The sequence below is a fragment of the Maritimimonas sp. 2405UD52-3 genome (assembly GCF_056591715.1).
In genome coordinates this window covers 18,891-40,258 of sequence record NZ_JBWQOL010000003.1, presented here as the reverse complement: position 1 = coordinate 40,258, position 21,368 = coordinate 18,891, and the positions used below count along the sequence as shown (strand labels likewise).

Annotated in this window: 12 protein-coding genes; 4 read left to right on the top strand and 8 right to left on the bottom strand. The window is 34.1% G+C overall.

Annotated features, from left to right (window positions below; genetic code table 11):
* Positions 1 to 34: 34 nt before the first annotated feature.
* A complete protein-coding gene (locus AC1EU5_RS08025) occupies positions 35 to 634 on the bottom strand; it encodes a ribonuclease HII (RefSeq protein ID WP_480191861.1) in 600 nt (199 codons plus the stop codon).
* 110 nt (positions 635 to 744) lie between these two features.
* On the opposite strand from AC1EU5_RS08025, the gene AC1EU5_RS08020 reads away from it, so the two are divergent.
* The gene (locus AC1EU5_RS08020; RefSeq protein ID WP_480191860.1) at positions 745 to 2,721 is read left to right on the top strand and encodes a putative porin; all 1,977 of its coding nucleotides are present in this window, start codon (positions 745 to 747) and stop codon (positions 2,719 to 2,721) included.
* Here AC1EU5_RS08020 and nhaC read toward each other — a convergent pair.
* The gene (gene nhaC / locus AC1EU5_RS08015) at positions 2,718 to 4,217 is read right to left on the bottom strand and encodes a Na+/H+ antiporter NhaC (protein ID WP_480191859.1); all 1,500 of its coding nucleotides are present in this window, start codon (positions 4,215 to 4,217) and stop codon (positions 2,718 to 2,720) included. The two genes, AC1EU5_RS08020 and nhaC, sit on opposite strands and share 4 nt — an antisense overlap.
* Positions 4,218 to 4,359: 142 nt before the next feature.
* Here nhaC and AC1EU5_RS08010 point away from each other — a divergent pair, with 142 nt between their 5' ends.
* Positions 4,360 to 4,941, top strand: a complete 582-nt coding sequence (locus AC1EU5_RS08010; RefSeq protein ID WP_480191858.1) for a DinB family protein — start codon at positions 4,360 to 4,362, stop codon at positions 4,939 to 4,941.
* A gap of 68 nt (positions 4,942 to 5,009) precedes the next feature.
* On the opposite strand, the gene AC1EU5_RS08005 is transcribed toward AC1EU5_RS08010, so the two are convergent.
* The 6 genes from AC1EU5_RS08005 to AC1EU5_RS07980 form a co-directional block, all read right to left on the bottom strand.
* Positions 5,010 to 8,300, bottom strand: coding sequence for a VCBS repeat-containing protein (locus AC1EU5_RS08005; RefSeq protein WP_480191857.1), 3,291 nt, complete (start codon positions 8,298 to 8,300; stop codon positions 5,010 to 5,012).
* Between the two features lie 87 nt (positions 8,301 to 8,387).
* Positions 8,388 to 10,124, bottom strand: a complete 1,737-nt coding sequence (locus AC1EU5_RS08000; protein ID WP_480191856.1) for a RagB/SusD family nutrient uptake outer membrane protein — start codon at positions 10,122 to 10,124, stop codon at positions 8,388 to 8,390.
* A 4-nt stretch (positions 10,125 to 10,128) separates the two neighbouring features.
* Entirely contained in the window at positions 10,129 to 13,305 is a 3,177-nt protein-coding gene (locus tag AC1EU5_RS07995) for a SusC/RagA family TonB-linked outer membrane protein (protein ID WP_480191855.1), read from the bottom strand.
* A 425-nt stretch (positions 13,306 to 13,730) separates the two neighbouring features.
* Complete coding sequence (locus AC1EU5_RS07990; RefSeq protein ID WP_480191854.1) at positions 13,731 to 15,059, bottom strand: sugar MFS transporter; 1,329 nt, start codon at positions 15,057 to 15,059, stop codon at positions 13,731 to 13,733.
* Between the two features lie 136 nt (positions 15,060 to 15,195).
* Positions 15,196 to 15,906, bottom strand: coding sequence for a LytR/AlgR family response regulator transcription factor (locus AC1EU5_RS07985; RefSeq protein ID WP_480191853.1), 711 nt, complete (start codon positions 15,904 to 15,906; stop codon positions 15,196 to 15,198).
* Positions 15,906 to 16,946, bottom strand: a complete 1,041-nt coding sequence (locus AC1EU5_RS07980; RefSeq protein WP_480191852.1) for a sensor histidine kinase — start codon at positions 16,944 to 16,946, stop codon at positions 15,906 to 15,908. Before AC1EU5_RS07980 ends, AC1EU5_RS07985 begins: the two co-directional genes overlap by 1 nt.
* A 277-nt stretch (positions 16,947 to 17,223) precedes the next feature.
* Here AC1EU5_RS07980 and nagB point away from each other — a divergent pair, with 277 nt between their 5' ends.
* Entirely contained in the window at positions 17,224 to 19,149 is a 1,926-nt protein-coding gene (nagB, locus tag AC1EU5_RS07975; protein ID WP_480191851.1) for a glucosamine-6-phosphate deaminase, read from the top strand.
* Between the two features lie 38 nt (positions 19,150 to 19,187).
* On the top strand, positions 19,188 to 21,098 hold the full coding sequence (locus AC1EU5_RS07970) for a beta-N-acetylhexosaminidase (RefSeq protein ID WP_480191850.1): 1,911 nt from the start codon (positions 19,188 to 19,190) through the stop codon (positions 21,096 to 21,098).
* The last annotated feature ends 270 nt before the right edge of the window (positions 21,099 to 21,368 follow it).

The window sequence follows — 21,368 nt, the reverse complement described above, 5'->3', positions numbered from 1 at the left end:
AGAATTTCCTAACAACAAAAAGGGGTTTTCCTATTCAAAAATCAAAGTGCAATTGCTTAGGCAACAATCTAAACGACTTTCTATGGTAATCTGTTATTCCAAACTCCTTAATTGCTTGCCGATGTTGCTTTGTAGGATACCCTTTATTCTGTTTCCAGTTATAAGAAGGGAATTCATCGTGAATTCCTTCCATATAAGTGTCTCGATAGGTCTTGGCCAAAATTGAAGCTGCAGCAATGCTTAAATACTTACCATCTCCTTTAACAATAGTTTCATATGGAATATCTTTTAACGGCTTAAATTTATTTCCGTCAACTATAATAAACTCAGGAACTTGATCTAAATTTACAATAGCTCGATGCATTGCGGTTATAGATGCATTTAAGATATTGATCTCATCTATCTCTTGTTGCCAAACAAAATTCACCGAATAAGACACAGCATATTTCTCAATAAAAGGTTTGAGCTTAAAGCGTTGTTTTTCCGTTAATTGTTTTGAATCGTTTAGCAGTTCGTGTTCAAAATCACTTGGTAATATAACTGCAGCAGCTACCACAGGACCAGCTAAACATCCTCTACCTGCTTCATCTGTACCTACTTCTAATTTATATCCTGAAAAATTTTTTAAAAGCATTACTTAAAAAATAAGCTTAAAAATACCTTATAATGTTAAAACTCTTAGCTAAATTTTAGGAAAACTTTTTTACTCAATTATATTACCTTTGCCTTCTATTTCATTTTTGAATGGCCAAAAAAAGTATCATTACTTTTCTATTTTTACTAGCGCTTACGTCTTATGCACAAATTATTCCAGATAGAGGAATACAGGGTGTAAATAATCAATATGGTCAAGACCAGCAAGATTCTACTCGTTTTAATAAATCATTAAAAATAAAACTTAGTGGTAAAACTAAGTTTACAGATTACAAGGTAATATCTTATAAAAATGATACTATTTATATAGATACTACATTATCAATGGCTAAGTACCATAAATTCAATTTCATACGCAAAGACGATTTTGAATTGCTCCCTTTTCATAATCAAGGGCAAACCTTTAATAATTTAGGATATGTTTTTGATGATAACTCGTTATTTCCCACAATGGGAGCCAGGGCAATGCATTATAACTTCTATGAAGTAAACGATATTTATTACTTTCATGTACCTACACCTACTACCGAATTGATGTACAGAACTGGGCTTGAACAAGGACAAGTGCTTGATGCTATGTTTACTCTAAACACCTCCAAACGATTCAATGCTTCTATAGCTTATAAAGGGTTACGTTCATTGGGTAAATACATCAATGCTCTCAACAGTAATGGCGCTATGCGCTTTACATTTAATTATGTAACAAAAAACAATGCTTACGATGCAAAAGGGCATGTAGTTGCTCAGGATTTAACCAGTGAACAAAATGGTGGATTAACGGAGTCTTCAGTGGTCAGTTTTGAGACTGATGACGGTAATTTTTCAGACAGGGCACGGCTGGCAACAAATTTTAATGATGCTGAAAGTTTATTAAGAGGCAATAGGTATTACTTGGACCATGGTTATAAGTTATGGCAACGAAGAGACACTTTAAGTAATGTTAAAACTTATCTTAAAATAGGAAATGTTTTAAGTTATCAACGAAAGCATTACACTTACAATCAGACAAGCGCAAATAGTCTATTTGGAGATTCTTTTACAAGCTCCATAAACGATGCTTCTAGACATTTTACTTTTGATGCTCAAGCGTATTTAGCCTTAAAATCACCTATAGTGTTAGGAGAGCTAAAATTCAAAGCCGGATATTATGATTTTGAATACGGGTATAACTCCGTTACGGATGTTGGTAACGAATCCGTGCCACCTACATTTACCGGAAATGTTATTACCGTTGGTGGTGAATGGAAAACGCAATTAAAACGAATTAATATAGATGCGGAGGTTAAGACCATATTAACTGGAGATATTAGCGGTAATTCCATCAAAGCAACTGCCAGTTACAAACAAGACAGTTTATTTACATTTAAAGGCACGTTCTTAAACAATAGCAAATCACCTAATTTAAATTTTCTATTGAATCAGAGTAGCTATTTAGCTTATAACTGGAGACGTAATTTAAGAAATGAAATTACTAGAAGTCTAATTTTCGATTTGAAGTCAGACAAACTTTTAAATGCACATGCTCAAATCACGCAATTGGACAACTACACATATTTTAGTGATACTACAGCTACTCAAACGCAACCGTTACCATTGCAAAGTGATGAAACCATTAACTACTTAAAAATTAAAGTTTCAAAAGATCTTAGAATTGGAAAATTTGGTTTTGATAATGCGGTGATGTACCAGAAAGTAACCAACGGAGCTTCTGTTTTAAGAGTGCCCGAATTTGTAACAAGAAACTCAATATATTTTGCTGATTACTTATTTAAAGGAGATCCTCTATTCTTGCAGACAGGTGTTACCTTAAAATACTTTACCAAATATTATGCAAATGCTTACAACCCAGTGCTATCTGAGTTTAATTTGCAAAATGAAACTGAAATTGGCGGGTATCCCGTGCTAGATTTCTTTATCAATGCTCAAATACAACGTACACGATTATATTTTAAACTAGAGCATTTTAACTATGATTTTGGTAGCACTAACAATCATTTTTCGGCGCCTAATTATCCGTACCGAGATTTTGTAATCCGTTTTGGGTTGGTTTGGAATTTCTTTATCTAGGCAACTTCAACCTTATTGGTTAACTGCTTTATTTTTATATGAAAAGCGGCAAACACTAATGTCATAAACGGGCTCAACCAATTAAAAACAGCATAAAAAGCATAGTCAACAACAGGTACTCCTAATACACCACTGTGATACGCTCCACAGGTATTCCATGGTACCAACACTGAAGTTACTGTGCCTGAATCTTCTAGAGTTCTACTTAAATTTTCCGGAGCTAAGTTTTTATCTTCATAAGCTTGTTTAAACATTTTACCAGGTACTACAATTGCCAAATACTGATCAGAAGCCGTGGCATTTAATGCTAAACAACTAGCTACAGTGCTTGCAAACAATCCAAAGGTGGTGGTAGCTAATTTTAATAGAGCATCGGTAATCCTGGCCAAAGCTCCAATAGCATCCATCACTCCACCAAAAACCATAGCACATATAATCAACCATATAGTTCCTAACATTCCACTCATGCCTCCAGCAGTGAAAAGATCATTCAATTCAGTGCTAGATGTTTCAACGGCCGAATCAACAGTCATAGCATTCATTACACCTTTATACGCCGATTGAAATGTTAGCGAATCGGCTCCGGCCACCTTCGTTACAATATCTGGTTGCACAATAATTGCTGCAGCCCCTCCCAATAAAGTACCTATAAGCAATGCAATTAAAGGGGGAGTCTTTTTTACAATCATAATAATTACAAACACCGGAACAATAAATAACCAAGGAGTAATATTAAAAGCTGATTTAATAGCGAGTAACTTATCGGAAACATCAGGCGAGCCTACAGTATCTATATTCAAACCAATAATAATAAATACCAATAATGCCACTGTAATTGTTGGTATGGTAGTATAGGTCATATACTTAATATGATCAAACAATTCACCCCCTGCCATAGCTGGTGCCAAATTAGTAGTATCACTCAGAGGTGAGAGCTTATCTCCAAAATAAGCACCAGAAAGTACTGCTCCAGCTGTCATACCTGCTGAAATCCCTAAAGACTTACTGATACCTATTAAAGCAATTCCAACAGTAGCTGCGGTCGTCCAAGAACTTCCGGTTGCTATAGAAATAATAGCACATATAATAACACAGGCAGCTAGAAAAATTGTAGGATTCAATATTTGCAAACCATAGTAAATCATAGAAGGAATAATTCCACTGATCAGCCATGTTCCGGCCAAGGCACCGACCATCAGTAATATCAACAAAGCTCCTGAAGTAGATTTTACATTCTCGGCAACTTCAGCCAACATCCTTTTATAAGTTACTTTATTTCTAAAACCTACAATAGCAGCTACGGCAGCTCCTAATAATAAAATAAACTGGTTACTACCACTTAAAGCATCATCACCATACACAAAAAACACATTAAAAAAGAGCATTCCCACTAAAGCAAAAACAGGAATTAAGGCCTCCCAAATACTGAGTTCTGTATTTTTAATGACCGTTTGATCTTCTATTTTGATTTCAGAAATATTGTCTTTGTCAGCCATTCACCTTGTAGTTTAAGAGTTGTAATGATACAAAGAAATCTAATACTTTGCAATTTGAATTAACTTCACACAATTTATATTGTTCTCAATATTTATTTAGAATATTATGCTTATTTTTAAGCATAACTTAAACTATCAAACAATGAAAAAACTATCATTTTACTTTATGCTTGCTTTTATAGCTGTGGGAACTTTAGCTTTTGTAAACTCAAAAAACACTCCAGAAACCATTGACCGATCCAATGATGCTTTTATCAAATTTCTAGAGGAATCAAAATCATATACTATAGAATTGGCAGAAACTATGCCAGCTGATAAGTATACATTTAGACCTCATGATTCTATTCGAAGTTTTGGTGAGCAAATGGCACATATTGGTATGTCATCTAAATTCTTATTAGACATGTTTGTAAAAGGTGGTGCTATGCCAAGCCAAGAGGATTTTGCTAAAGCCGCCCAAATGGAAAAAGAGATGGGTGCAGACAAAGAAAAAGTAATTGCTACAATTACTGCAACTTTTAAGAATATTAAAGATACTTACAAGGGGATGACCGAAGAGCAAATGAAAGAAACCTTCGTAGTTCCTTTTGATCCGAATAAGCCTGAGTTTTCGAAGAAAAGGGCGTTTGACTTTATTAAAGATCATATGATCCACCATCGTGGGCAAGCATTAGTATCTTTGCGAATGCAAGGCATTGAAGCCCCTCGTTATAGGTTGTATTAAGAGTTTATCATTATCCAATAAAAAACTCCTCACAAATGAGGAGTTTTTTTATTTTAGTTAGAACGTTTTTAATTATTCACCTTTATGAAATTCACATGATCATTATTCTTAGCAACCACTATAAAATTTTGCCCTTGAAGAGAGATCATCGCTAAGTCCTTTACATCACCAGAAGCAAACAAACCACTCCTTTCTGCAGTTACAGGAACAAAACTTCCCTGACCATCTCCCTTTAAGAATAATCCAATACTTGCATCATTTCTAGGGGTTTCAACTTCTGATCCATATAAGTTTCCAGCCACAACAACGTCTAAATTAGAATCTTTATCAAAATCGTCAACCAAAATTTGATTAATGCTTGAAAGTTGTGCCAGATTTGGGAGTTTATGCGCTACAAAACTTCCATTTTTATTCTCCAAATAAATGCTAGCAAAAGATTTCACCTGATAATGCAAGGACTTTTCAAGGTCTTTTTCTGTATATATATCTACTAAAGTAGCATTAGCAAACGACTCATAATTTTCATATTTTCTCTTTATTGCAGGAATTTGTTGTGAAGAACATTCTCTTCCTCTTACTGGGAACTTCTCACCCTCATTAAAATAGCTTAATACGATATCGCTTTTTTGATTCTTATCAAAATCATTAAAATAAACATCAAAGGTTTCATTTTCGTTTGCTTGATACTTATAATTTAAACCTAGGTTACCAACAATATAATCCATATCGCCATCTTTATCAAAATCGCCTTCATTAATACTGAACCACCATCCAGAAGAATTCTCCAAATTAAGCTCTTCCGTTACATTCTTGAAGGTACCTTTTGTATTCTTAAAAACAGTGATTGGCATCCATTCGCCCACAACAATTAAATCTGTCCAACCATCATTATCATAGTCCGTCCAAGTTGCGCTCGTTACCATTCCAAGATTATTTAATCCAGGCGCTACTTTCTCTGTTATATTTTTAAATTTAGGTTTTCCATTAGCACTTACATTCTCTAGAATATAACTATTAGCCGGTGAAGGATAACTACCCGGAACTAATCTACCTCCTATAAATAAATCAAGGTCGCCATCTTTATCAAAATCAAACTCGTATACCCTTGACCCACTAGTAATCATTTTAGGTAAGGCATTCGCAGCTTTACTAAAATTTCCCTTTCCGTCATTAACATATAATCTATCTTGTAGTAGTTTTGAGTCATATTCAAACTCGTTTCCGCCACTTACCACATAAATATCATTAGCACCATCTCCGTCAGCATCAAAAATTAAACTACCAAGATCTTCATGATCAAGATCATTCTTTACATCAAAAAATTCTTTTTTTTCAAAACCCTCTGAAGTTTGAAAATAAATACCCGTTTCACCCTGAGCTGCACCGCTAACAACTAGGTCATCTAATTGATCTCCGTTCAAATCTCCAATAGATATATGTGGACCAAATGTTGAAGTCTGGTGCGGTAATAATACTTCTAGCTTGAAATCATCATAATAATTTTCTACATGCTTTATTTGATTATTCAAGTCTGAATGCGTCATGAACAAATAATCATTTTCAGGCTCCTCTGAGGACTTTCCTTCAACAGCATCATTATGATTAACAGTTAAAAACTGATTCTTATCAATATCTTTTAACGTTTGATATTTTCCATCAGGCCAGCGGATATGCATGCTGTCAACCTTTTCAAACTTCCCGAGTCCAAAGTGCAGCTTAGGAGCTATTGATGACTGAAAGCCTCTAGTCAACGTCATTTCTTGAAATTGGGTTAAACTATCTGTAGTAACAGTAACCTTTACACCTAAACCAAACTTATTCATTTCAGTACCTTTGAAATTTAGTACCAAATAATTGTTTTCATCAGCACTAGTATTTTCAAAAATCGTTGCATAATCATCAATATTATTGGTTACAATTTCCAGGTCACCGTCATTGTCAAGATCAACATATACACATCCATTTGAAAAGCCCTCATAAATCAATCCCCAATCTTCATTGGTTTTACTAAATGTCAAATCTGCATTATTTTTAAACACGAAATTATCTATTTTCTCAGATGGTATCTCCATAGTTTTAACCAGAAAGCTATCTTTAGGAATGCCTTTCTTTTCAATCTTTCGAAAAAAATCTCTGTTGTTTATCTCTCTTCTGGTTCCATTGGAAATAAAAATATCTTTCCAACCATCATTATCTAAGTCAGCAAACAATGGCCCCCAACTCCAATCTGTTGAAGAAACCCCTGCTAATCTTGAAACATTACTAAAACCAGGTAAAGAATCATTGACAATTCCAGTATTCATCTGCAATACATTTTGCATGTATTGGTAATGAAACCCTGCATTTACGGTACTCCAAAACAATAAAGGATTCATACTAGCCATATTCGCTTTGGCCCTTCGGTTATTCTGAGCCATCATATCTACCTGTAGGATATCCAGTAACTGATCGTTATTAAAGTCAGCTATATCTACTCCCATTCCATAGAATGATGTCTGTTTTGTAGTATTCTTTATCTGTTCTTTAAAAGTTCCATCTTTACTATTTATAAATAAATAGTCAGGTGTACTAAAATCATTAGACACATAAATATCAGGCCAGCCATCTTTATTAACATCTCCAATTGTTGCACTTAAAGTTAATCCAAAGGTTTTAAGTCCCGATTTATTTGTAACATTTTTAAATATGTCACCATCATTTCTATATAGCTTGTCAGTTTCAATAGCTTTTGCATTTCCCATTTTAAACTTATAATAGGCATTAGGTGCGTTAAAACTTGTTGGCGGATAATTGGCAACATAGAGGTCAAGATCTCCATCTAGATCGTAATCAAAAAAAGTAGCTTGCACACTATTTCCTAAATCGGCAATTCCATATTCTTTAGCTTTTTCAGTAAATGTAAGATCCCCATTGTTAATATATAGTAGGTTTTCTTTAATACCAAACTTCCCACCTACGGAACAGTAAATATCTAAATAACCATCTCCATTGACATCAGCCATTGTCACACCGGTAAACCACCTATTGTCTCCAGGTATACTAGCCGCATCTGAAATATCTTCAAACTTTAGATTTCCTTTATTTAAGTACAATTTATTAGGCACCATGTTACCTGTAAAAAAGAGATCATCTAAGCCATCATTATTGATATCACCAGCCGCAACACCGCCACCCATATAGATATAGGCATATGAGAAATAATTTAATGAATCATTTTCTATTAGATTGTTTTTAAAAGTAATACCAGATTCATTAGGATTAACTTGTCTAAATCTTTTTTCAGTACCATTTTCTCTTTTTGAATCGGAGCATGAATAACAGAGGAAAACTAATATAGCAAGAATAAAAACTTTCTTCATTTTTAAGATAAATTATTGAACGTAATGTACAAAAAAGCAGAGCATTTTTTACATGCTCTGCTAACTAATTCAAATTGATTTATTAAATTAAAAGCCGGGATTTTGCTCTAAAGTACCTCCACTTAAATCAATAGCAGTGATAGGTATCGGTAACAAATCGTGCTTTGACTCATATGGTCTAGGGTCATCTGAAAATGACGTAATAACCCTTGCTTCATTTCCAAAATATTCATTCATAACTTGAACCCCATTTCCCCATCTTCTTAAATCAAATAAACGGTGCCCTTCCATTCCTAGCTCTAAACGACGTTCATGACGAACAGCTTTTATTGCTTCTTCTTGGCTTGAAAATTCATCATAAGGTTCAACTTCATAATTTGCAGCATCAGCCGTGCCTTCTTCGTTTTGCAAGTAAGTCATATTTTTTGCGCGCTCTCTTACTTGATTTACATAATCTAAAGCCGTACCTAGTTCATTTAGTTCAGCAGCAGCTTCAGCAGCCATTAACAGCACATCCGCATAACGTATAACATGGTAATTAATCCCGGAATGTTGTTGTCCCCAAGCGCCAGTCCCAACGTTACCATCTTCACTTTTTTGATAAATATTTTTCTTTGGCAAGTATGGACCAGAAATATCAGAAAAATTGGCGCGAATCCAGTCTTTACCAACCATAATACCATAACCGTTGTATTCAATACCTCTTCTTCCTACGGTATAATCTAATCTTGGGTCTAGAGGGCCAGTATGTGGTGTAAAAGGAGTAGGTATAGGGTTCCCTTCAGCATCTTCAATAACATTTCCTTCAGCATCAACTTCAAAAGAAATTAATCCATAATCATTTGTTACATCGTTCTGATTAAAAGTATCTAATAGCGGTAAACCGTCTTCTGTTTGAAAAGCATTTACCAAATCTTGTGATGGTTGATAAAATCCACAACAAAATCCAAAAGCATTTGGAAAATTCAACGTTCCCCCCTGATTCCCATTAAATGATGAACCATCATCTGCAGTATATTGAATAGCAAAAAGCGATTCAGAACTATTATCTCCTGCTAGGCGAAAATTATCAGCAAATTCCGAAATTAGTGCGTAACCACCATTTGTGATTACATCATCAAATAGGGTTAGTGCTTGGCTCCATTCAGATTGGTATAAGTGTACTTTACCTAGATAAGCTTTTGCTGTAAATGATGAAGGTTTGCCTACATCTCCTTTTGCATCAGGTAAATTGTCAATAGCGAATTGAAAGTCAGCTTCAATTTGATCCCAAATTGGTCCTGAATTGGATTGGTTAAACTCTTGATTATCAAAATTTTCAACAGATATAAATGGAACATTTCCAAATGCTCTTTGTAATTCAAAATTATAATGTCCTCTTAAAAACCTCGCTTCAGCAGCTTGTTGTGTAAAATCTCCTTCCGTGACTTTTCCAATTACTGATAACACATTATTTGCTCTATTAACTCCAGAAAACAACCCTGTCCATTTACCTAATAGATATGGATTTCCAGTCGCCCAGTCGAATGTTTCTAAAGAATAGAGGTCGGCTTGGTCACCGTCTGTACTTCCTTTATGAGCATCATCAGAAAGTGCATCCATCCACCAATTATCTCCACTAGAAGTCCAAACAGCTCCGGAAGAATTTTGCCTTACACCATCTAAAGCTGAGTAAGCTCCAACCAATAAAAGGTTTATTCCCGTTTCATTTTGTAAAGCTTCATCACTTAGCGCTCCAACTTCTACTGTTTCGGTAAAAGAATCATTACACGCTAGCACTGTAACTAGCATTAATGCAATTAAATAAACTACTTTTTTTCTCATTTTTTTAAAATTTAATATTTACACCTAATGAAAATAATCGTGATACTGGGATAGTCTGAAAATCAACACCTAACGTTAAATTTCCTCCATTAGACGCGACAAGCGAGTCATCAAACCCTCTCAATTCAGGGTCAAATCCTTCATAATCAGTAATTGTAAATAAATTCGTTCCTTGTAAATATACTCTCACAGAATTCATACTAATTTTATCTGTTATATTGCTCGGTAATGTATAACCAATTTGCAAGTTCTTTAACCTTAAATACGAACCGTCTTCAATAAAGAAAGAATTTGGTGCCGTTTCATTATTTGTAATATTAGAACTTAGTGCTGGCACATTAGAATTGGGGTTCGTTACCGGATCAAAGGCGTTTAATACACGCGTACTTTGATTTGTGTTAAAGAAGGTTGGGAAATCAGTAAAAATTCTTTCATAATTATAGATATCATTACCTTGAGACCCTTGAAAAAATGCAGCTAAATCAAACCCTTTATAAGCAGCATTTAAATTTACACCATACGTAAAGTCCGGATGGGGTGAGCCAATAAAAGTACGATCATCATCATCTATATCGTTATCACCATCAAGATTGGCATATCTCAATCTTCCAACACCGTCAGCAGGTGTAGCAAAGCCTTGATCAGGCGCAGCTGCAACCTCAGCTTCCGTTTGAAAAACTCCAATAACCTGGCGACCATAAAACTCAGATATTGATCGACCAATTTGCGATCTTGTTACTGCTCCTCCTCTAAAAACCGTGTTCCCTGATATAAAAGGGGTAATTAAATCAGTGATTTCGTTATCATATGTAGAAAGATTTGCACTAATTCCATAAGAGAACCCTGAGTTAGTTTCATTATTATATGCAATAGTAAAGTCTAAACCTTTGTTCTCAACAGAACCTACATTTACCAAAGGAGGGTTTGCATCAGGTCCTGTTGTTGGTATCGCTGAGAAATCCGCAGTGATTAAATCATCTGTTTCAATTTTAAAATATTCAATACCAATTGAAAGTGCATTGTTAAACATACCCAAATCTAGACCAATATTTGTAGATTTACTAGTTTCCCATTTTAAATCTGGATTACCCACAGAATTTAAAAATGCTCCGGTGGTTAACGAACTACCATTTATTGCATAATTTGCAAGGCCTTCAGAAAATACTGAAATATTTGACGTTGGATTTGCAACTGCCAAGGATTGATTTCCTATTTCACCATATGAGGCACTTAACTTTAATGTATTTACCATAGCATCCTGAGGAAAGAAATCTTCTTTACTAATAACCCATCCAGCACTAAATGACGGGAAAGTATCACTCTGGTTGTCACCTTTAAAACGCGAAGTTTTATCATTACGCAGTGTTACCGTAGCTAAATATTTACTTTGGTAGGAATAATTAACCGTTCCAAAAATTGAAAATAATGTAGAATTATTATCCAATGCAAAATCAACTTGTGGTGCGCCTCCACCATTATTCAACAAATAAAAATCTGGTGTTTCAAATAAGAAATCCGTACGACTAACACCTTTACCTTTTATTCTTTCCTCAAGGGCTTCAATACCAACTAATGCATTAATAGAGTGATCACCAAATACCTTATTATATGCTAAAGTATTCGTCCAGGTCCAAGAGTAATTATTTAAATCTCCATCTCTCAATAAATTTACGGAAATAGGCTCTGCCGACTCAGGATCTAATGCTGTAAAACGTATACTATTAAATGATTCCATACCACCACTTATTGTAGTTTTAAAATTCAATCCGTCATATAATTCTAAGTTAGCATAAAGGTCACCAAAAACACGGAATCTTTTTACATAATCATTTTCTCCTCTAAGCAGTGCGGCTACAGGGTTATTAGTATTACTCAATCCGGTAGAGTTACTATTAGGCCCCGCAAATACACCATCATCATCATAAACAGGTAGAATCGGACTTGATCTTAAGGCTCTATTTACTTGTGTTCCTGCATTACCAAGACCATCTATTCTAGAGCCTGAATTACTTAAACCAGCCTGTCTAGCAAACGAAGCATTTAAATGTTGGCCTATGGTCACTTTCTTTGCAATTTTAAACTCAGAATTTAATCTTGTAACACCACGCTTAAAGCCTGTACCGAGCAAAACACCTTCTCGATTTAAATATCCAACCGACATAAAATATTTACCATTTTCGCCACCATTTTCAAGAGAGAGTGATAAATTTTGTGTTTGTGCACTCTGCGTAATTTCTTCAAGCCAGTTTGTACCTCCAACAGGTACTGTGGTTGTTCCATTTCTCGACAAACCATTTAATGTGGTAGGCACCGTAAAAGTACCAGAGCCGCTTGGATCATATTGAGGATGGGTAATATCAGCACCATCATTTACTAAACTTTGAAAAATTACATCTCTATGCTGTTCAGGATTTAGCATATCCGGAAAATCGTATACTTCAGCAACACCAGTGTAAAAATCAACTGAAATTTTAGCTCTTTCTTGGTTGTAGCCACCACTTTTAGTTGTAACGATTACAACTCCATTTGCAGCTCTTGCTCCATAAATAGCCGCAGCAGCATCTTTTAACACATTTAATTGTGCAATATCATTTGGGTTTATACTATTAAAAATATTTGAATCATTAGTTTGAACACCATCTATTATAAATAAAGGATCAGTATTGTTAATTGTACCAAATCCTCGAATATTTATTTTTGGAGCATCTCCAGGATTACCACTATTAATAACGGTTACACCAGATGCCCTACCTTGAAGTAATTCAGCAGCATTCACAACCGGAGTTTTTGTTGCCTCTTCAACGTCGACAGATGCAACCGAACCCGTTAAATCTCCTCTAGTTTGTGTTGTATAACCAACTACAACAACTTCGCTTAGCTGATTAGCATCTTCAACAAGTGTAACATTAATAGTTGATTGACCATTCACTGCAACTTCTTGAGTCTTGTAGCCTACAAAACTCACCACTAAGGTTCCGTCTGAAGGTACATTATCTAATGAATAGTTTCCTTCAAAATCGGTTGTAGTTCCATTGCTAGTACCTTTTACAACAACTGTTGCTCCTGGCATTGGACCACTAGAATCTGATACTACACCAGAAACAGTTGTTTGAGCTACAACATAGCTCATAGACAACAACATACTGAATAGCATCAATCGTTTAAGTAATTTGATTTTCATAATATAATTAGTTAGAATTAGTTTTGGGATTCATAGTTTAAAACTATACTTTTTAACTTAATTGATAAATGTACTTTTTGAGTTAAACTGAATAAAATTTAATATACAAACAACATTAAATAAACAATGAACGACATTTTTAATACAATGAAATTATAACACTCATTACCTACTTCTTTTTTCAAAAACAATTGTTAATAACCTGACAACTCGGATAATATTTTTATTTTCAATATTCTCACAATATCTTAGATAACAATAATATAAACCTAGTTTAAAGAGTGAATTATTACTATTTTGATAAATTTTGGTTAAAAATATTGAAAATACCTAAGCGTAAAAAATGTTGAAGTGCAAAAATACGAAAACGTTTGCGTAATTAAACATTAAGGAGCTCTTTAACTCTTGTTTTTAAGTAAAGTGTACTATTTTTTCAACCCTAATTTATGACCTGCCAAGGCATAATACAAAATGATTGCGTAGCAGGGTAACAATATCCAATAACTTGAAGTAGCGGACTGTGCCAAAGCACTTGCTTCATTAATACCTTCGTGGATCAAACTCTCCTTTCCAGCATCAACTAACCTACCGTATAAAGGAGGAATAATAGCGCCTCCAGCAATTGCCATAATTAACAATGCAGAAGCCGTCTTAGTAAATTTACCCAGGCCTTTTAAAGTTAGTGGCCAAACCGCTGGCCAAACCAAAGCATTGGCAATTCCTAAAGCAGCAACAAAAAGTACAGAGGTAAATTCTGTAGTCATTAAAATACAAATAGTAAATACAATTCCTAAAGCTGCACTTACTTTCAGCGCAGTTCCTTGGCTAATATATTTCGGAATTAAAAAAACACCTAATGCATAAGTAGCCACCATAGCCATTAACGTAAATGTTGTAAAAAACTTGGCTTCATCTGCAGAAATACCTAATGAAATTCCGTAGGCAATGATGGTGTCACCAGCAATTACTTCTGCTCCCACATAAACAAATAAGGTCAATACACCCAGCCATAAATGTGGAAATTGAAAAATACTGGTTTTAACGGTACTACCCTCTTTAGTTTCATCCATTGGTGAAGGTTCAACATGTGGCAGTGGCGCCTTACGAATTAAAATTCCTAATATTACTAAAACAGCAGCCATCACAAGATAAGGAGTTATTACACTATCTGCCATAGTATCTAGCAATTGTGAACGCTCAGATGCATCAACTACTTCTAATTTTTCTTTTACTTGGTCTATTCCAGAAAGTAATATCGCCCCAAAAATAAGTGAGCCTAAAGCCCCAGCTACTTTATTGGCAATACCCATAATTGCAATTCTTTTCGCACCACTTTCAATGGGGCCTAAAATCGTGATATATGGATTCGCAGCAGTTTGCAAAATAGTCATCCCTAAACCTTGAATAAAGATTCCGGTAAGAAACATCCAGTAGGTTCTGGCATTAGCAGCTGGAATAAAAACCAAAGCTCCCAATGCCATAATCAGTAAACCAAGTGACATGCCTTTTTGATAGCCAATCTTATTTAAAATATAAGAAGCAGGTAAAGCCATAACCACAAACGAAATATAAGATGCCGATGCTACCAAATAAGATTGCGCCTCAGTCAACTCATTAATTGTTTTCATAAATGGAATCAGCGCCCCATTTATCCAGGTGACAAAGCCAAAAATGAAAAATAGACCTGCTATAATAATAATTGGTATGGTGTAATTGGTTGCACTTGTCGGAGCAGCATTAGTAGTTTGGGACATCTCGTTATGATTTAAAATCGGATGAATGTAGTAATTTTTTGATTTATCAAATAAATTATTTCTGCCAGTTTCATCCTTTTAATGCTAAACGTATTATAAAAAGCTATACACAGCAACTATTAAGAATAATTTATAATTAGGAGTCTAGTCCTAGAATAATATGCTTGGCATGATTGACATACTTCCTGCCAATGGGTATTCTTTTTGATGCTATTTCAATCAAATTACCTTCTATACTCTTTACTTTATCAAGCGCTATGGTATATGACCTGTGTACACGAATAAATTTATCTGAGGGTAATTCTTCGGTAATTCCAGTAAGTGATTTATGCACTAAATAACTACCTTCAATCGTGAAAATTTTAATATAATCCTTTAGGCTTTCTATGTAAAGTATCTCATCAAATTTTACTTTAATTAGTTTTTTATCTACTTTTAAAAATAAGTACGGGTCTTCCTCAGATTGTTCTCGTTTATGCCCTTTAAGCATATGTATTTTCTGTGTGATCTTATTAATGGTCTTTAAAAATCTATTGAACGGTATAGGTTTTACCAAATAATCCAATACATCTAAATCAAAACCGTCTACTGCATATTCCCTATAAGCCGTTGTTATAACAACCTCTGGTTTAATTTTAAGATTTCTAATAAATTCAAGTCCACTTATTTTTGGCATATTAATATCAAGAAAAATAACATCTATATCATTATCTTCTATGACTTCCAAAGCCTTAATGGGGTTATTAAAGGAACCTACTATTTTAAAATTGTGAAATTCTTGTAAAAAACCACTTACCACCTTTATTGCTAAAGGTTCATCATCAATGATAACACATTTTATTTCCATTATATAGGAATTTTTAGCACCACAATATATTCATTCTTTTCTATCTTAGTGTTAAGATCGTAGGCATCTTCATAAAGTAATTTCAACCTACGCTTTACATTGGCAATTCCAATACCATGTTTTGTAATTGCTTTTGAACTAGCATTTAAACTATTTACAACTGTAAAAACTAAAGTTTCTTGCTTTCTGGTAAAATTAATTGACAATGACATGTTATCATTTTCTTTAGTGCCATGTTTAAAACAATTCTCAATAAATGATATAAATAATAAAGGAGGTACGCTTACATCATTTAAGCCACCATCAATGGTTAAATCATATTGAATGGAGTCTCCAAACCTCAGTTTTTCCAACTCCAGATAATTATGTGTATAATTAATTTCCTTAAGTAAGCTAATTGACCGTTCCTTAGCATCGTATAAAACATACTCCATAATTTCCGAGAGTTTAAGTATCATCTCGGGTGCTTTTTTAGACTTTTCGATAGTCAGTGCATATAAATTATTTAATGTATTGAAAAAAAAGTGCGGTTGAATTTGAGATTTTAAGAAGTTTAGCTCAGTTAACAATTGCATCTTTTTTAAGTGATCATTTCTTCTTCTTTCAGCTATCCAATCAATGGTGAATTTTATGGCAGATACGAGGGCAATTACATATATTTCTCCTAAAACAACAGCCACAATGTGGTTAAAGCTAAAAGCTTTTTGAATACCTTCAGCCTCTGGCCAAATATTTTTACTTACTAAAATGTAATTTAATCCTGTTCTAAAAACATATAATAATGCTAGAGTTAGTAGAAAATAAAATAGAAACTTGGCATATTTTTTTTTTAGGATAAATTTTGGCACCAAATAATAAATGGTGAAATAAACTACTGGTAAATGCAATGAGAATTCAACAATATTTGATTTTAATGAGTACCAATAATCATCAAAATAACTACCCCATCTTATAAAGTTGAATATGAAATAACCAAACCAAAATATTAGATGATATTTTAAGGGAATCTGATAACTATTTTTTTTTAAAGTGTGTATCAAAAGAGTAAAATAGGGTTACAAAAGGAATGCGTAAATATATCAAAATATACATTCATCAAATATTCTTTGTCTTTTAATGAGTGTCATTTATTATCCATTTAATGTTGTTTGCCTATTAAATTTTTAAATCATGCTATTACTAGATTAATTTTGCTCTATAAGAACTGTTAAACTTAAATTTCATAAAAGTTGAATTTCATTAATGTTTATATGTTTTTAGTTAATTGTATAGATAAACGGGATGTATATTCCCGTTTATTTTTCTAAAAAAATTCTAATGCAAAGTACTTTAGAAAAACCCAAATTAAACTACTCTCCTCCTGGGCAGTTTGAGGAAACAAGATTTGAAAAGATTCACAACGTAATTTTTAATGACTCTCAATTAGCTTCTATTAATGTTGCTCATGAAATAGCAGATCTCATTAGAGAGAAACGAACAAAAAATGAAAACTGCGTTTTAGGTCTAGCCACAGGCTCTTCGCCAATAAAAGTTTATGAAGAACTTGTAAGAATGCATCAAGAAGAAGGTTTGAGCTTTGAAAATGTAATCACCTTCAACTTAGATGAATATTATCCAATGACCAAGGAAAATATTCAAAGTTATCACCATTTCATGCATGAACATCTCTTTGATCATATAGATATTCATCCAGATAATGTTCATGTTCCAGACGGTACTATTGCCAGTGATGATGTATACCAATACTGTATAGATTACGAATTCAAAATTAAAGAAGCCGGAGGTCTTGACTTTCAATTATTGGGCATAGGTAGAACTGGTCATATCGGTTTTAACGAACCAGGTTCTCATTTAAATTCGAGCACTCGTAGTATAACTTTAGACCACATAACTCGAGTAGACGCTGCACCTGCATTTCTAGGAATTGAAAATGTTCCTAGAAAAGCTATTACCATGGGTATTAGTACAATTAAAAAAGCTAAAAGAATTGTTCTCCTTGCTTGGGGTATTAATAAAGCATCCGTAATTAAAGAAACTATAGAAGGAGATATTTCACCATCTGTACCTGCTACGTACCTTCAAGAGCATCTTAATACAACTTTCGTTCTTGATAAAGAAGCCTCTTCAGAACTCACTAGAGTAAAAACACCATGGTTAGTATCCTCATGTTTATGGGATGAAGAATTAAAAAGAAGGGCAGTCGTGTGGTTGAGTGATAGACTACAAAAATCTGTTTTAAAACTTACGGATAAAGATTATAACGATCATGGAATGTCAGGATTACTTGTTGAAGAAGGTACAGCCTATGATCTAAACATAAAAATGTTCAATGTACTTCAACACACCATAACAGGATGGCCAGGAGGTAAGCCGAATGCTGATGACTCTAAACGACCTGAACGGTCTGAACCATCTAAAAAACGAGTTATTATTTTTAGCCCTCACCCTGATGATGATGTTATATCAATGGGAGGTACTTTTGATAGATTGGTTGAACAAGGGCACCAAGTGCATATAGCCTATCAAACATCTGGTAATATAGCCGTTTCAGATGAGGAAGCTTTAAAATTTGCAGAAGTCATAAAAACCGTAAACCAATCTAGTAATGAAATAGATACAATTATCTCGTTTCTAAAAAATAAAAAAGATCACAGTGTAGATGCTCTGGAAGTCAGAAAACTAAAAGGTCTTATTAGAAGGAGTGAATCTTTAGCCGCTACGCGTTATTTGGGTCTACCTGATGAAAATGTGCATTTTCTTGACTTACCTTTTTATGAAACAGGAACTGTCAAAAAGAAAAAACTGTCTAACGAGGATATTAACATAATGTGCTCTATTATAGAAGAAGTTAAACCCCATCAAATATATGCTGCAGGAGATCTGGCAGATCCTCATGGCACTCATAGAGTTTGCTTGAACTCGTTATTTGGAGCCTTAGAAATTTTAAAGCCCAAAAAATTTATGGATGACTGCTGGGTATGGCTCTACCGAGGCGCATGGCATGAATGGGAAATAGATGAAATTGATATGGCCGTGCCTATGAGTCCAGATCAAGTTTTAAAGAAAAGACATGCTATTTTTTACCATCAATCACAAAAAGATGGTGTTATGTTTCAAGGCGATGACTCAAGAGAATTTTGGGTACGTGCGGAAGACAGAAACAGATTGACTGCAAAAAAATATAACGATTTGGGCTTGGCTGATTATGCTGCCATGGAAGCTTTCAAAAGATACTATTACTAATTTAAAGTAAGTCTAAAGGCTTTAAAAATTTATTACTCATGAAAAAAATTATTTCTCTTTTTGTAGCCATATTGCTAATTTCTTGTGTGCAGCAAAAAAAAGCAGAAGATATTACGCCATATCAATCTCATATTATCCCTACACCTGTTAGCGATGAAAAAACAGGTAACCCTTTTATTGTTGACCGGCAAATTAGCTTTAGCGTAAATAGCGATAATGAGAATGTACAAAAACACAGTAAACAATTTCAGGATTTTTTGAAATCTATAAATATTGAAATTTCTGAGAATAGTAAGAATAGTATTTCTGTTAGCCTAAATACAGATCAGGATAGTGAATTGGGAAAAGAAGGTTATACATTAGAAGTTAATGAAAATGGAATAAACATTACATCCAATGAGTCGGCTGGAATATTCAATGCATTTCAAACCTTAAGACAGCTTTTTCCCGTAAAGCCTGTTGATGAGTTTCCAATTGCTATTCAATCGTGCTCCATAAAAGATTATCCTCGTTTTGGTTGGCGAGGATTAATGCTAGATGTTAGTAGGCATTTCTTTAGTGTTGATGATGTGAAAGCATATATAGATAAAATGTCTCAATATAAATTCAATGTGTTTCATTGGCATTTAACTGATGATCAAGGCTGGAGAATTGAAATTAAATCATTGCCAAAACTAACAGAAGTAGGTGCTTGGCGCGTTGAAAGACATGGAAGATTTGGATCTTCTAGACCACATCCAAAGCCAGGTGAAGAAGCCTCTTATGGTGGGTTTTATTCGCAAGAAGAAATTAAAGATATCGTACAATATGCTTTAGATAGAAACATCACAATTGTTCCTGAAATTGATATGCCGGGTCATATGATGGCTGCTTTAGCAGCTTACCCTGAGTTATCTACTAAGAAAGAACCTAAGTTTGTTGCCCCAGGCTCTAAATTTTCTGAATGGTATGGCAATGGAAGATTCAAAATGCTGATTGAAAATACCTTGAACCCGGCAGATGAAAAAGTCTATGAATTCGTTGACAAAGTATTTACTGAAATCGCTGAGTTGTTCCCCGGAGAATACATTCATATGGGAGGTGATGAAGCTTATCATGGTTATTGGGATGCAGATCTATCAGTCAGAAAATTCATGAGAGAAAATAACATTGAAGACTCTCATAAATTACAGAGTTATTTTGTAGAACGTGTTCAAAAAATCATCAACAGTAAAGGAAAGAAAATGATAGGATGGGATGAGATTCTTGAAGGCGGATTAGCCGAAGGTGCTGCAGTAATGAGCTGGCGAGGAATGAATGGTGGCATAGAAGCGGCAAAATTAGGACATAAAGTAGTCATGAGCCCAACTACTTTTGCTTATTTAGACTACACTCAAGGTGACCATACAGTTGAAAATAAAATTTATGCTGATCTGAGTTTAGAAAAGACCTATTCTTTTGAACCTATACCTGAAGAAATAGAAGCTAGTTATATATTAGGCGGTCAAGGTAATTTATGGACAGAGGTCATTCCTAATCTTCAATATGCTTATTACATGACCTACCCTAGAGCATTTGCTTTAGCTGAAACACTTTGGAGCCCTAAAGAAGCTAAAAACTGGGATAGTTTTATAGATAGAACTGAAGCACATTTTTCAAGATTCGACAATGCAAATACAAATATTTCTAAAGCTGTGTTAGATCCTATTGTTCAAACCTATTTAGAAGATGGAAAACTTATGTGTAAATTAACAAACAATGTTTTAGGTACAGATATCTATTATACTATTGATAATACATACCCGGTAAACTTTGGTGAAAAATATACCAAACCTTTTGTGGTTCCTGAAGGAAATTTGAGTTTGCGAACTCAAACCTTTAGGGATGACAAACCTATTGGAAGACAATTGCAAATAAAGCGAGAAGACTTGCTCAAGAGAGTCAATAAAAAAGAGCGTGAGTTGTTTTAATTTCATCCGCTAATCACGATAAAATTATTCTGTAATTCCTATCTCTATGTTATCTTAACTCATGTTAAGGTATGGATACAGGAATGACAGAATCACGAAATTAATCTAGCATCAACTAAGGATTAACTCCGTTGATCCAGAATAAACCCACTGCTGCAAATAGAAAAATCTTATGCTCTCGCATAAATATTTTATTTCTAAAAATTACAAAAACAAGTTTTCAAATTTCTCGAAATAAAAAATCCACTCAATTTGAGTGGATTTTTCTAT